Source organism: Sphingobium agri (genome assembly GCF_023051225.1).
Lineage (GTDB): Bacteria > Pseudomonadota > Alphaproteobacteria > Sphingomonadales > Sphingomonadaceae > Sphingobium > Sphingobium agri.
Genome location: NZ_JALKHS010000008.1, coordinates 196,750 through 210,070, shown reverse-complemented (window position 1 = coordinate 210,070; position 13,321 = coordinate 196,750). Strand labels below are relative to the sequence as shown.

Genomic DNA, 13,321 nt, shown 5'->3' with positions numbered 1-13,321 from the left:
CTTCCATCTGGCACGCCCCTTGCGATGCCATTTGCCCTATGGTCGAATCGGGGCAATCCCCGCGTGGAGAAACGAGGATGTCGAACAGCGTCGCGCATAAGGACGGACCAGCCGGTCTGGACAGCATATGGGTGACCCGCTGCCCCGTACCCGCTGCGTCCGGCGTGGCCTGTGCCAAGGGCTGGATGACAGAGGCCTTTGGCCGGGACCGCATTACCGTCAAGCGCGTGCTGGAATTGGGCTTGAACCTGGTCGCCAGCGATCCCGAAAACCAGGCTCGCCACCTGTTCCGCGAGGGCGGCAATATCCAGGCGCTGGCAGCGCGCGCGCTGGGAACCCCGACGCGCATCATCGGCCTCACATGGATCGATGAGAGGCAGGCCATCATGGTTCGACCCGACGTCGGCGTGCTTGATCCGGCCGATCTCAAAGGGCTGCGCTTCGCCCTGCCGGGCTATGGCCGCACGCGTGGCGAGAGCATCGCGCGCGGCATGGCGTTGCACGGGATCAAGAGCGCGCTGGCGCTGGGGGGGCTGACCCTAGATGACATCCAGATGACCGAATTTCCCGCTCCTCCCGTAGAACAGGCGAGCGTGGAGGGTATGAGGCGCCTGTGGCTTGGTCTTGAATGGCTCGCATCAGGACGTGTCGACGCGGTTTATGTGAAGGGTGCCGCCGGCGCCGAGGCGGCCCAGCGGCTGGGGCTGGAGATCGGCATTGACCTTGACGCCTATCCCAGCCGCCTCGCGCGCGTGAACAACGGCACACCACGACCCATCGTCGTCCACCAGCACATGATCGATCACCATCCCCAGCTGGTCGAGCGGTTCCTGGAACAGAGCCTGCGCGCGGCCGATTGGGCAGCCGCACATCCCGTTGAACTCAATGCGATCATCGCGCAGGAAACATTGTCCGGCATCGATGGCGTGGAAGCCGCTTACCGCAACAATTTCCATCGCGCACTCCATCCGGACCTGTCCGATGAGAGGGTAGAAATGTTGAAGATACAGGCGCGATTCCTGTGGCTGCATGGCTTTCTGGAACAACCGGTCGATGTTGAAGAATGGATCTGTTCAGAGCCGCTCACGACCGTGCTGGAGCGCCGCGCGAAACGAGCTTGCTCGCTCTGAACATCCCGCTGATAGCTCAGCTAGTCGGCTGACTTTATTTTCTACTAAATTGGAAGACAATTAGCTGCTATCCATGCCACGCCGCAGATGGAGGAAGCATGAGGAACAGTTCGCACAGTCGGGTCGATGATCGCGCCGAGGTCGGCTTGGTTTCCGCCACTAATGGCGACGGTCGGCCCTTGCTCGCCTATGATTGCGACAAGCATCATGCCGTGGGGCCTCGTGCCCGCGCGCTGATCTTCAACGACCCGCGTTCGCGCGCGCTGCTGCCGCTGATCGAACGGATTGCGCCGAGCGACGCCAACGTACTGATCATGGGTGAAACGGGGACGGGCAAGGAACTGGTCGCGCGGTATGTCCACAGCCTCAGCAACCGGGCGCATACGCCTTTCGTCGCGGTCAATTGCGGAGCTTTTTCCGAATCGCTGATCGAAGGCGAGCTGTTCGGCTATGAAAAGGGCGCCTTCACGGGCGCCAATGTTGCACGCCCCGGCTGGTTCGAAGCGGCCAACGGCGGGACGCTGTTCCTGGACGAACTGGGTGACCTCTCGCTGCCGCTGCAAGTGAAGCTGCTGCGGGTGCTACAGGAGCGGGAAGTGGTTCGGCTCGGTTCGCGTAAGGCGGTGCCCCTGAACGTTCGCGTCATCGCGGCCACCAATGTCGAACTGCAACAGGCGGTCAATGAAGGGCGCTTTCGGTCCGATCTGTTCTATCGGCTTCAGGTCGTGTCGATACCGCTGCTGCCCTTGCGCGAACGGCGTGCCGACATCCTGCCGCTCGCCCGCCACTTCCTTGAGATATACGGCACGCGCGCTGGCGCCAACCGCCTGGAGTTGAGCGCCGCAGCGGAGGAAGCCCTGTTTCAGCATAGTTGGCCAGGCAATATCCGTGAACTGGAAAACGCCATTCACCGTGGCACGCTGATCTGCGAGGAAGGTCGCATCCAGCCTGCCGATCTCGGGCTCGGGGAAGTGGCGGGAACTGCGGAGTCGAGCGGTGATGGTAGTTCGCTGGAGGAAGCGGTGCGTCCGTTCATTGGACGGCTGCTGAAGGGCGAGCATGACCAGTTGCTCGACAGGCTGGTGGCCTTCACGGTGACCGAAGCATTCCGTCAGTGCGGTGAGAACCAGATCAAGACGGCCGAGGTGCTGGGCATCACGCGCAATGTGGTCCGTACCCATCTGAAGAATCTCGATCTGATCTGAAGGCGGACCTTCTCGTCATTCCGGTCAGGGCCGGGACGATACCACTCACGCTGCCGCTTTCTCGCTTTCTCGCTTTCTCGCTCTCTCGCTCTCTCGCTTTCGCATTGGCCCCCGCTGAAAATGCAACAGCGCCGCTGCTCAATAAGCCGCAGCCGCGCCACTCACTGACGACCCGGTTGTCCAGATTTCCGCCGTTTTCTGGGTTGGCACAGCTCTTGCGAACTCCTCTGAACAATCAATCGGAGACATGCGAGCCGTGCCAACCCAGCCCAACAGTACCGCCATAAAGGCCAGCCAGCCCGACGAAATCTGGTTCACCCGCTGCCCCGTACCAACCGCTACGGGCATCGCTTACAAGCTGGGCTGGCTGACCGAGAGTTTCGAGGCGGACGGCATCGCGCTCAAGACCTTGCAGGAGTCCCGATCGGAGCTAGGCCGCCACCATTATGACCATCGCCTGCCGACGCTGATCCGTGAGGGCGGCAACATGCTGGCGATCGCCGCGCGCGCGCAAGGCGAACCGACCAAGCTCATCGGCCTGACCTGGATCGAGGAAAGCCAGCTGATCCTCGCTCGCCCGGACTCCAGCATCCGTAGCGCCGCCGACCTCAAGGGCAAGCGGCTAGCCCTGCCCGGCTGGAGCCACAACGATATTCCTAGCCATGTGCGCGGCACCAGCATCGCACGTGGCATGTCCCTCGCCGGCTACAAGGGAGTTCTGGCTTCGGCCGGGCTCACGTTCGATGACGTGGACCTGATCGAAACGCCCGACCGGCTGCCCAACATAGGCGGCAGCGGGCGCGACTTGCTGCCGCGTGGGGAAGGCCGGCGCAGCGGCGTCGGGCGGCTCTGGCCGATCGAGGCGCTGGTGGAGGGCACAGTCGATGCTATCTACGTCAAGGGCGCGGCCGCGCTGGACCAAGCGCGCGAGAACGGGCTGGTGGTCGCCATCGACCTCGACGCGCTGCCCGACCCGCGCTTCCGCGTGAACAATGGCACGCCCCGCCCGATCACCGTGCATCAGAGCCTGATCGACGATCATTTCGACCTGCTGGTACGCTTCCTTGCTGTCACGCTACGCGCGGCGGACTGGGTGGCCGAGCAGCCCGATCGCCTGCGGGATATCCTGGCCTATGAAACGGATGGCAGCGCTGCGGCGGTCGACCAAGCCTATGCCAAGTTGCACGAAGGGCTTCATCCGACCCTCGACGAGGAGCGGCTAGTCCTGCTCGAGCAGCAGAAGAGATTCCTGTTCACCCACGGCTTCCTCGACGCGGATTTCGCGCTGTCCGACTGGATCGATCCTCGCCCGCTCGAAGCCGCCCGCGCCCTCAACGAACAGCGTCCAGCACCGGTCGCCATTCCCGCCTGAAAGGAAACATCATGTCTGACGTCAACGGACTTTCGAAAGCTACGATCGACTTCGTGCTGCAAACGGAGAGGGACGCGTGCCGCGCCTTCCGCGTCCTGCGCGAAACCCGCACCATTTCTGCCAGCGGCACGCTGTTCTTTGCCGTCCGCGTGCCTGATGAAGAGAAGATCATCACGCTGAACTATGCCGGGCTGTGGGAAGACGATCCGGATCAGGCCGTCACCAGCGTGATCGGCTTCGACGGGACGCTCTATTGGGGCAACGCCCCGGGCGGCGCGGCCCGTTACCTCAAGATCTTCAAGAAATATCCTGATTTCCAGGCGATCAGCCACGTTCACACGCCGCATCTGGGCGCCTATTCGCAGGCCCATTCGGAGCTGCCGCTGCTCTATGTGCCCAACCGGCGGTTCCGCTTCACCGCGCAGCTGCCGGTCTATGTCAACCGCCGCCAGCCCGAGCCGGACTTTATCCTCGATTCGATCGAGCAGGACCGGGAAGTGCCCGGCATCGTGGAAGCCAATGGCGGCGCGACGATCTGGAGCTGGAAGGGGCTGCGCGACCTCACCAACAATATCGTGCTGCTGGAGGAAGGCGCACAGTTCCAGATCCTGGCGGCGGCGCTGGGCGGCTCCAAGCCTTTCGGCCCCGGCGTGCTGGAGCAGCAGTGGAAGATGGGCAAGCTGGTGCCGCCGGACGCGCGCGTCGACGACGACGGCACGATCCATCTGCCCGAGACGGCACAAGCCGCCGAATGATCACGACGGCCGGCGCTTCTTCGCGCCGGCCACCTCCTGCCCCGGAGCATCTCCCATGTCCCAGAAGAAGCGCCAGCTTGCGCTCGCCGTATTCCTTACCCGCCACGGCCATCATCCCGGCGCATGGCGCCAGCCGGGCACAGCCGAAACCGGCCAGCCTGATTTCCGCTATTGGGCCGATCTGGTCCGCACCGCCGAGCGCGGCAAACTGGACGCCGCATTCTTCGCCGACTTCGTGGGACAGAGCGGCGACAGCACCAAAGGCATCGCTCGCCGCCACGCCTTCCTCGATTTCGAACCACTGACTGCGACCGCCGCCTTGGCCAGCATCACCAGTCATATCGGCCTGGTCGCGACGGTGAACACCAATTTCGAGCAGCCCTATGCGCTGGCCCGGCGTTTCGCCTCGCTCGATCACATCAGTGGCGGGCGCATCGGCTGGAACATCGTGTCGTCGCTCGCGGACGGGGCAGCGAAAAGCTTTGGTATCGACCAGCCCGCCAGCCATGCGGAACGCTATGCCCGTGCCCACGACTTTGTGGAATTGGCCAAGGCTCTCTGGAACAGTTGGGAAGATGACGCCTTTGAGGGCGCGGATAAGGATAGCGGCATCTATCTCAATGCCGATGCCGTCCACCCGGTCCATTATCGCGGGCCTTATTATGGCATCGACACCGTGCTCGACATGCCCCGCCCGATCCAGGGCTATCCCGTATTCGCGCAGGCGGGCAATTCGGAAGTCGGCCGCGATTTCGCCGCCCGGCATGCCGAGATGATCTACGCCGCCGCGCAATTCATCGAGGATGCACAGGCCTTCTACAAGGATGTGAAGGCGCGTGTGGCCGCCTATGGCCGCGACCCCGATACGCTCAAGGTCATGCCTGGCCTCTCCTTCACCATCGGCTCCAGCTTGCAGGAAGCGCAGGACAAGTTCGGCGCGCTGGAGGAGAAGGTCGATTTTTCCGGCGACCTCAATCTCATGGGCCAGGATGTCAGCGCCTATCCGCTCGACGGGCCGTTGCCCGATCTGCCGGAGCCGGAAAATGGCAAGGGTCGCTGGCGACAACTCACCGCACTCGCGCGTCGCGAGAATCTTACCATCCGCCAGCTCTTCCTGCGCTTCAACGCCGTGCGCGGGCATCGCGTGGTATTGGGCACACCGGCCGACATCGCCGATCAGATGCAGGATTGGTTCGAACGCGACGCGGCCGACGGCTTCAACCTCATCCCACCGCTGCTGCCAAGTTCGCTGGAGGACTTCGTCGATCTGGTGGTGCCGGAGCTGCAACGGCGCGGCCTGTTCCGCACCGAATATGAAGGCGCGACGCTGCGCGAGCATCTGAACCTGCCGCGTCCCGCCAATCCCAACGCCCGGACGGGTCAAGCCGAAGCCCCCATCCTCGAAGCCGCACAATAAAGGAAGAGACGCATGAGCCAGAAACTCGACACCCTTTGGTACACACGCTGTCCGGTGCCGACCGGCCTTGGCATCGCCATCCAGCAGGGTTGGCTGGAAGACGCCTTTCGGGCGCAGGGCACCAGCCTGTCTTCGTTGCTCGAATCCAGCGATTTCTCGAAACGAGAGTCCCACTTCTCCCACACCGTCCAGAACAGCGTCCGCCATGGCGGCAACATCCCGGCGATCAGCGCGCGAGCGCGAGGCCGCGACACCCGCGTAATCGGCCTGTCCTGGGCCGATGAGACCCAGTTGATCCTGGCCAGCCCGGAGTCCGGCATCAAGACGGTGGACGACCTCAAGGGCCGCCGCTTCGGCCTGCCCAACTGGAAGAATGTGGAGATCGACTTTTCCCGGGCTCAAGCCATTCGCGGCCTGGAAAATGCGCTGCGGCTCGAAGGTCTGGAAGTATCGGACGTCGAACTGGTGGATCAGGATATCGACACCCATTATAGCGACGGCCAGGCGCAGACCGTTGGCGGCACGCTCGCCTGGAATGGCCGCAGCACCAGCCGGGCGCGCGCGAACAATCTGGAACTCATCGCCCTGCTGCGCGGCGAGGTCGACGCGATCTTCCTCAAAGGCGCGAGCGGTGCGCAGATCGCGCATCAGTTCGGCCTGACGACGGTGATAGACACCGGAATACACCCCGATCCGCTGGTTCGCTCGAACAACGGCACGCCGCGCACGCTGGCTGTGGACGGCCATCTGATCGACAATCATTTCGACGCCGCGGTCACCATAGTTGAGCAGGTCCTGCGCGCCGAACATTGGGCTCAGTCCCACCCTTCGGAAGTGCGGCGTTATCTCGCGCGGGAAACCAACAGCAGCGAATATTGGGTGAGCATCGCCTATGGCCAAGATGCGCAGACGAAGCTGAAAACCGACCTTGCCGAACAGTCGGTCACCGCGATCCAGGACTTTACCAACTTCCTGCACCGCTGGAACTTCATTCCGCAGAGCTTTGACGTGCGCGACTGGGTCGACGCCCGCCCGCTCGAAGCGGCGCAGTCGCTCGCTTTGGCCAGCTGACCGCGACCATGGGGGATAGGGGGTTATTGCGCCGCAGCCCTTTGCTGCGCTGCCTCGCCGTTTATGGCGAGATGCCGGGGCGCTTCCTGTTGACCGCCGTCCTGCTGGCGGCGGTCAACATCGCGCTGGTCGGCCAGCAGGTGCTGGTCGGCCATGCCGTGCAGGAGGCGCAGCATGGCAAGCTGGTGATCGCCGGGTCAGGCGGGCTTGATTATAGCCGCGCCTGGCTCTGGGTCATGCTGCTGCTGGGGCTGTCGCTTGCCCGCGCAACGGTGCAATATGGCGCCGGCCTCCTTTCCCTCTCTATCGGCCAGCGGCTGCTGACCATCCTGCGGGGACGCATCCTGACGCAGATCCAGCGGCTCGACCTTGCCTATCACTGGCGCCATGGCGTCGGCGAGATGGTGACCCGAATGACGCGCGATGCCGACAAGGTGCGCGACGCGCTCATCAACTTCTGGCGGCAGATTTTCGAAACCGGCCTGATCGTCGTCATCTCACTCGGCCTGCTGTTCCTCTATTCGCCTTGGCTGGCGCTGGTTCCCGCGATCCTGTTGTCGATCGGCATCGCCCTGCTCTGGTCGGAAGCCGACACGCTGGTCGCGCTCGACCGGCGCATCGGCGATGCCTATGACGCGGTGACGCAGGATCTTTCCGAAGGCGTCAACGGCGTCCGGGTGATCAAGGCCTTCTCGCTGGGCGAAGCGCGCGCCGACCGCTTCCGCCATCATGTCGATCTCTTCCGCGCCGAAGCGCGCGCCGCGATCCGCCATGCTTCGCGCCGGGTGCCGCTGCCGCAAACGATTATAGCCCTGTCCCACGCCTGGGTGCTTGGCTTTGGCGCGTGGATGGTCGCGCACGGAACGCTTGGTCTGGGCGCCGTGGTAGCGGCAATGCTTGTGGTCAACACGCTTGTGCTGCGGATCGAGGGGATCGGTCGGCTCCTACAGGTGATCGCCGACGCGCGTGCGTCGGCTGCCCGCATCTGGGAGGTGCTGGATGCCCACCCGGTGATCCGCTCAGGCGCGCAGCCCCTGCCCACTGGTCCGCTCGGAATCCGCCTGCGCAACCTTTCCGCCTCCCCGTTGGGCGATGGCGCTACGGTGCTGCGCGATCTGAGCCTCTCGGTGCAGCCTGGCGAGATCGTCGCGCTGGTCGGTGCGACCGGATCGGGCAAGAGCATTCTTACAGCGCTCCTCCCCCGCTTGGTCGAAGTGGACAAGGGTGCGGTCGAGGTTGGGTCGGATCAAGCGGGCTGGCAGGATGTACGGGAAACCGACCTGCGCGAACTGCGCCGCCGCGTCCATGTGTTGCCTCAGGAAAGCTTCCTCTTTTCCGATACATTGGCCGCCAATCTACGACTGTGCGCGCCTCATGCAACGGAGGCGCAGCTGCGCGAGGCGCTGGACAATGCTGCCGCTGGAGAATTGCTCGAACGACTAAGCGAAGGGCTGGACACTCGCGTCGGCGATCGCGGCGCGACCCTTTCGGGCGGCCAGCGCCAGCGCGTCTGCCTCGCCCGAGCCTTGCTGGCTGACGTCGACATCCTTGTGCTGGATGACGCGACCAGCGCGCTCGACGCCCGCACCGAACGGCGCGCGATCGACAATATCCGCGCTCTGCGCAGCGGCCGAACTCGGCCGCTCACGATGTTGATCGTGGCGAGCCGCCTGTCGACCGCCCTGATTGCGGATCGGGTGGCTGTGCTAGGCGAAGGCCGGATCATTGCGCAGGGCTCGCCTGAACATCTGGCGAATAACAGCGCATCCTATCGCGCCTTGATGGGGCTCTAAGGCCATGAATGCATTCCGCGGCGACAGCGCCCTGTCCGATATCGAACTTGAAGAAAAATTCTCGCAGCGATCGCTCGACCAAAGCGTAACGTCCCGTCTCCTTCCGCTGATCGCGCCCGTCTGGAAGCCTATCGCGGCTGTGATCGGGATCGAACTGATCCAGGTCCTCGCCATTTTCGCGCGGCCGCTGCTGATCGGGCTGGTCATTGACCGGGGGCTACGACAGGCAGGCGTCGCCGCGCCTTTGATCGCTTGGGCATGCGCCGGTCTCGCGGCAACATGGGGCTTGCGCTTCGTCCTCGGCGGACTGTCTCAATATTGGGCCGGCGTCGCCGCGATCCGCGTCCTGAATGATCTGCGCACACGCGTATTTTCCCATGTACAGCGCCTCGGCGTCGATTATTTCGATCGCACCAAGGCAGGCCGCATCATCGCTCGCGCCGATCGGGACGTCGATACGCTGGAGCCGCTGCTGATCCAGGGGCCGCCCGAATTTCTCTCGGCCGTGCTGCGCCTCTGCCTTTCGGGCCTCCTTCTCTGGCTCATCGCCCCGGTGCTTCTGGCCGGCCTTGCCGCAGTGGTGCCCATATTAATTCTTGCCACGATCCTGTTCAAACGCGTGGCGCAGCGCAGCTGGGCCAGGGTGGCGGAAAATCGCAGCCGCTTCACCGCTCATCTCGTCGAGACGGTAGCGGCCGTTCGCCTGATCAAGCAATCGGGGCGCGACCGGGAAAATCTCGCGAAATATCAGGGCCTGCTCGAAGACTTCAACTCCTCGCTGATCTACGGCTCGATCCGGTCCGGCTGGTTCGCGCCGTTCACCGGCTTGTTGACGACGGTCGGCCTGGCGATGACACTGGTTATCGGCGGTCGCGGGCTGGCTTTGGGCACCCTCACGCTGGGGGAGCTGACGCAAAGCCTGTTCTACGTGTTCCTTTTCCTTGCCCCGCTACAGGAGTTCAGCGACCTTTTCGAGCGCTTCGCCAATGGGACTGCCTGCGCCCAGCGCATCTTCCTGCTGCTGGATACCGAACCGGAAATTGCCGATGCCCCCGCAGCTCTCAATCCCCCGAGAGTCGAAGGTCATATCGAATTCCGGGATGTCACCTTCGGTTATCATGCGGACCGGCCCGTCATCCGTGGCCTGAACCTCACGATCCAACCCGGCGAGTCGCTGGCGATCGTGGGACCGACGGGGCATGGCAAGAGCACGCTCGTGCAGCTGCTAACCCGCTTCTATGATGTGGATGCTGGTGCAGTCTTTTTGGACGGACAGGACATCAGGAGGTTCGCTGAACGAAGCCTGCGCAGCCACATTGGTGTCGTGCTGCAGGACAATGTGCTGTTCGGCGGCACAGTGCTGGACAATCTCCGTCTCGCCAAGCCGGATGCGGCCGATGAAGATCTGATCGCAGCATCGAAACGCATCGGCGCCCATGAAGTGCTGAGCGCACTTCCGCACGCCTATGCAACGCAAGTGGGGGCGCTCGGAAACCAGCTGAGTCAAGGGCAGCGCCAGCTCGTTTGCCTCGTGCGCGCCTATCTGGCCGATCCTTCCGTTCTGGTACTGGACGAAGCCACATCCGCCATCGACGTGAGTACCGAACGCAGGATTCAGCAAGCCCTAAGAGTGCTGTGCGAAGGACGGACCGCCCTGGTCATCGCGCATCGGCTGGAAACAATCCGGTCGGCGCACAGGATTGCTGTCATCGAAAACGGTCAGGTGATCGAGACGGGTTCGCATCCAGCACTGATTGCGAAAGGCGGACATTATGCCGCGCTGCATGACAGCTATGAAAGGGCAGCGAGCGCGGATCAGGCTGCGACCACCGACCGGGGCAGGCTCACGGCTACGGCAGGCGCTACAGCGTGATCCATGGCACTTCAGAAGCGGCGAGCTTCCGAAGTCGAGATCCTCTTTGTTGAGCCAGTTGTATCGAGAGACATATGTCCGGGTCACGGTTCGAGACGGCCAGGAACATGCGATCTGTCGGAGTGAATATGGCACGGGTCGGCCGCCGTCGGCCCAGCGCGCTTTTCCTGATTGTCTCTCGGCAAGTTCAATGAAATGCGGGACGACACAATGCCTATATTTCGGCCGCCAGCTCCCTAAGATTGCGCACGATTTCCCTAAACCTCCGACAGGGATTTTGTGTTCATAAGCCCTTTAATTCAGGGTCTTCTGCGGGAGCGGAGGGCCGGGGCAGCCCCCTCTTCGGCCATAATTCCCTAAATTCCGGTTCTTTAGGGAATTCACGACACTGAGACCGGACCGCTCTGGACTGCGTCGCGCACCATCTTTCTCTCAAACAGCTGTACATGTGATACCGCCAAGCGCGGCGGGCGTTCGCGCGTTAGGCGTTGCTAGATTTTGCCAAGCTCATTGCGAATGAACAGCCGCTGTAGGCTTTCGCGCCGAGGCAGTCCGGTTGCGCCCTTGGATAGCCCGTCCTTCCCGGCGCGCCGCGCGACATGGCGGGCGATCAGATAGCTGGGGTCCAGCAGGGAGAGGAAGGTGAGAGAAGGCGCGAGGCTGGGCCAGCGCAGCTGAATCAAGCGCCTGAGATATTGGAGCCGCGCGCGCGCGCCGTGCGTCGCGGTGCGTGGAACATCCATGTCCAGCAATTTCTTGGCGGTCAGCAACTGGGTGCGCATCGCGTTGCGGGCATAGCCCGAGCGGAAGAGCCGGTTGAGCTCATCCCAGTCCGCGCGGGTGAACTGGCTGGCGAAAGACTGGATGTCGAGCAGGTGACGCAGGTCGATCCGGCCGCGCAGATAGTCCCTGCCCTTCAGCTGGTCATGCAGCAGGAGGATGGCGGTGCAGGCAACGGGCGAAGGCAACGATATGATGCCGCCTTTCAGGTCCAGCAGGGCAGCATCCTTTGCGAGATCGTCGAAGCGATAGAAGAGGGTGTTGATACTGCCATATTCCGAATGGAGATCTATGGTCGCCGCATCTTGCGGGCGGAAAAGAACGGCTGGGACGCCCGGTTCGAGATCGGTGGTTTCCAGATGATAGCCGATGCCGCGAAGCTGATCGATCATGGCATGAAAGCGGCCTGCGGGAACCATGAGATCAATGTCGGCCAGCATGCGTGCCGCACGCCGTTCAGGCGGCGCATGGGCGAGCCAGGCGGTCCCTTTCAACAGGAGGGGTGACACGCCAGCGGCGTTCATGACGACGGCCGCTTCGTCCAGCTGTGCCATGAGACGATCGTTGCGATCGCCATTGCGCCTCTCCATCTCGCTGAAGAACAAGGTTACGTCCGCAGGGAGTTCGGGAAAGAGCCCCGCCTCCCGAAGGCGCGCCGAGACGGCGGGCGTGCACAAGGTCTTGTTCGCCAGACCGATGATGCGGGGCCAGTCGGCATGCGCAGGCAGTTGGCCGCGCAGGCAGGCGAGAAGGCCATGAAGAGGATCAAGCCGGGCCACAAAATTCGCCGAGAAGGGCCGCGGCCTCGTTCAGATCATCATATTCCAGCATGCAGGTACGGGCCGCGCCCACGGTACGGATCATTATATCGATCGCGCTCCGGTCAGCTTCGCCGCTGGACGAGGCGGCTTCGGAGAGAAGATGTTTGACGAGTGCGGCCGGGTGTTGCTGGATGAGCCGGGCTGGAGCGCCTTTGGTCCGCCGCAACTTGACGATCCAGCCGACCGGTAGCGGCTCCTGGGCTGCCTTCTCGGGCAGATCGAGATAGCGGACGCGCCGTCCGTCAGGCCGCCAGTGGATCAGCGGCTGAAGCCGTCCCGGATAACGCGCGGCCATCATCGGCCATGCGCCGGACTTGACCGTCGGCAGGAAGGGCAGGCCCCGCACCCGCCCATCGGGTCCGAGCATGCTGATGTCGTCGCCATGATAGGCAAAGCCGTCGCCGATCAGCCAGGAGATCAGCGTGGTCTTGCCCGCCCCCGGAGGCCCGCTCAAGAGCAGCGCCTTTCCATCGCGGCTGACGCATCCCGCATGCAGTGCGAGCGTCCAGCGGGGATCGTCGATGATGTCCTGCACCACCTGCGCCTTGACCAGCGTGGCGGCCTGATTGAGTTGCAGCAGCGCGGCAGGCCCGCCGTCGCGGCTGAACAGGCAGAGGCCGTTATTCTGCCAGAGGTCGTAGCTCGTCAGGGCCTCTTCAGGAGGCGGATCAGTTTCCACATGTGCGAACAGCGGGGATATCTGCCGCGCCAACGCCTCGTCATGATAGCGCAGCGCGAAAGTTCGGGCACCCAGCGACATCCGTTGGGTGAGGATGGGCGGGCTTGTGGGCGGTCGGACGGTGGCGTGGACCAGCCCCGATTGGGACCAGTCCGCCAGCACCTTGTGCAGCATGACCGATGAGTGACTGACACCCCGGTCAGCCACTTCCTGAGCGAGTTGCGAAACGGATATGCCGTCTTCCAGGCGGCAGCCGATATAGCCCGCGATCTGGTTCAGTTCATAGATGGCGTGCCGGGACTGCGAAACGATCAGCGGCTGATCGCCGATGAAAGTCATGGAAGTCCCGGGAGTAAGGCGCAGCATCAATTCCGCCCTTTGAGGGCGCTCCGCCCATTCGCCATTTGATCGCCGGACTAGCGAGC

At 63.4% G+C, this 13,321-nt stretch carries 10 protein-coding genes; 8 read left to right on the top strand and 2 right to left on the bottom strand.

Annotation, left to right across the window (positions count from 1 at the left end; all coding sequences use genetic code 11):
* The first annotated feature begins 77 nt into the window (after window positions 1-77).
* The 8 genes from MU848_RS12170 (at window position 78) to MU848_RS12135 (ending at window position 10,616) form a co-directional block, all read left to right on the top strand.
* Entirely contained in the window at window positions 78-1,130 is a 1,053-nt protein-coding gene (locus tag MU848_RS12170; protein WP_247232431.1) for an ABC transporter substrate-binding protein, read from the top strand.
* Between the two features lie 98 nt (window positions 1,131-1,228).
* Window positions 1,229-2,335 carry a sigma-54 interaction domain-containing protein gene (locus MU848_RS12165; RefSeq protein ID WP_201515308.1) on the top strand — a complete coding sequence of 369 codons (1,107 nt, stop codon included), beginning with the start codon at window positions 1,229-1,231 and terminating at the stop codon, window positions 2,333-2,335.
* A gap of 247 nt (window positions 2,336-2,582) precedes the next feature.
* A complete protein-coding gene (locus MU848_RS12160) occupies window positions 2,583-3,707 on the top strand; it encodes an ABC transporter substrate-binding protein (protein WP_201515309.1) in 1,125 nt (374 codons plus the stop codon).
* Window positions 3,708-3,718: 11 nt separating this feature from the next.
* The gene (locus tag MU848_RS12155; protein WP_201515310.1) at window positions 3,719-4,462 is read left to right on the top strand and encodes a class II aldolase/adducin family protein; all 744 of its coding nucleotides are present in this window, start codon (window positions 3,719-3,721) and stop codon (window positions 4,460-4,462) included.
* 55 nt (window positions 4,463-4,517) lie between these two features.
* Window positions 4,518-5,879 (top strand): LLM class flavin-dependent oxidoreductase, encoded by a 1,362-nt coding sequence (locus tag MU848_RS12150; protein WP_247232429.1) that lies wholly within the window; start codon window positions 4,518-4,520, stop codon window positions 5,877-5,879.
* A gap of 12 nt (window positions 5,880-5,891) precedes the next feature.
* Window positions 5,892-6,950, top strand: a complete 1,059-nt coding sequence (locus MU848_RS12145) for an ABC transporter substrate-binding protein (RefSeq protein WP_201515312.1) — start codon at window positions 5,892-5,894, stop codon at window positions 6,948-6,950.
* 26 nt (window positions 6,951-6,976) lie between these two features.
* Window positions 6,977-8,743 carry an ABC transporter ATP-binding protein gene (locus MU848_RS12140; RefSeq protein WP_247232428.1) on the top strand — a complete coding sequence of 589 codons (1,767 nt, stop codon included), beginning with the start codon at window positions 6,977-6,979 and terminating at the stop codon, window positions 8,741-8,743.
* 4 nt (window positions 8,744-8,747) lie between these two features.
* The gene (locus MU848_RS12135) at window positions 8,748-10,616 is read left to right on the top strand and encodes an ABC transporter ATP-binding protein (protein ID WP_247232414.1); all 1,869 of its coding nucleotides are present in this window, start codon (window positions 8,748-8,750) and stop codon (window positions 10,614-10,616) included.
* Window positions 10,617-11,107: 491 nt separating this feature from the next.
* Here MU848_RS12135 and MU848_RS12130 read toward each other — a convergent pair whose 3' ends face one another.
* Together MU848_RS12130 and MU848_RS12125 are read right to left on the bottom strand one after the other, a co-directional pair.
* Window positions 11,108-12,175 carry a nucleotidyltransferase family protein gene (locus MU848_RS12130; protein ID WP_247232412.1) on the bottom strand — a complete coding sequence of 356 codons (1,068 nt, stop codon included), beginning with the start codon at window positions 12,173-12,175 and terminating at the stop codon, window positions 11,108-11,110.
* Window positions 12,162-13,235, bottom strand: a complete 1,074-nt coding sequence (locus MU848_RS12125) for a hypothetical protein (RefSeq protein WP_247232410.1) — start codon at window positions 13,233-13,235, stop codon at window positions 12,162-12,164. The genes MU848_RS12130 and MU848_RS12125 overlap by 14 nt, the downstream gene beginning before the upstream one ends.
* Window positions 13,236-13,321: the final 86 nt, after the last annotated feature.

Bases quoted from the DNA above. Each gene is read 5' to 3' on its own strand.
- MU848_RS12170 (WP_247232431.1), top strand. From the start codon at position 78: ATGTCGAACAGCGTCGCGCATAAGGACGGACCAGCCGGTCTGGACAGC.
- MU848_RS12165 (WP_201515308.1), top strand. From the start codon at position 1,229: ATGAGGAACAGTTCGCACAGTCGGGTCGATGATCGCGCCGAGGTCGGC.
- MU848_RS12160 (WP_201515309.1), top strand. From the start codon at position 2,583: ATGCGAGCCGTGCCAACCCAGCCCAACAGTACCGCCATAAAGGCCAGC.
- MU848_RS12155 (WP_201515310.1), top strand. From the start codon at position 3,719: ATGTCTGACGTCAACGGACTTTCGAAAGCTACGATCGACTTCGTGCTG.
- MU848_RS12150 (WP_247232429.1), top strand. From the start codon at position 4,518: ATGTCCCAGAAGAAGCGCCAGCTTGCGCTCGCCGTATTCCTTACCCGC.
- MU848_RS12145 (WP_201515312.1), top strand. From the start codon at position 5,892: ATGAGCCAGAAACTCGACACCCTTTGGTACACACGCTGTCCGGTGCCG.
- MU848_RS12135 (WP_247232414.1), top strand. From the start codon at position 8,748: ATGAATGCATTCCGCGGCGACAGCGCCCTGTCCGATATCGAACTTGAA.
- MU848_RS12125 (WP_247232410.1), bottom strand. From the start codon at position 13,235: ATGACTTTCATCGGCGATCAGCCGCTGATCGTTTCGCAGTCCCGGCAC.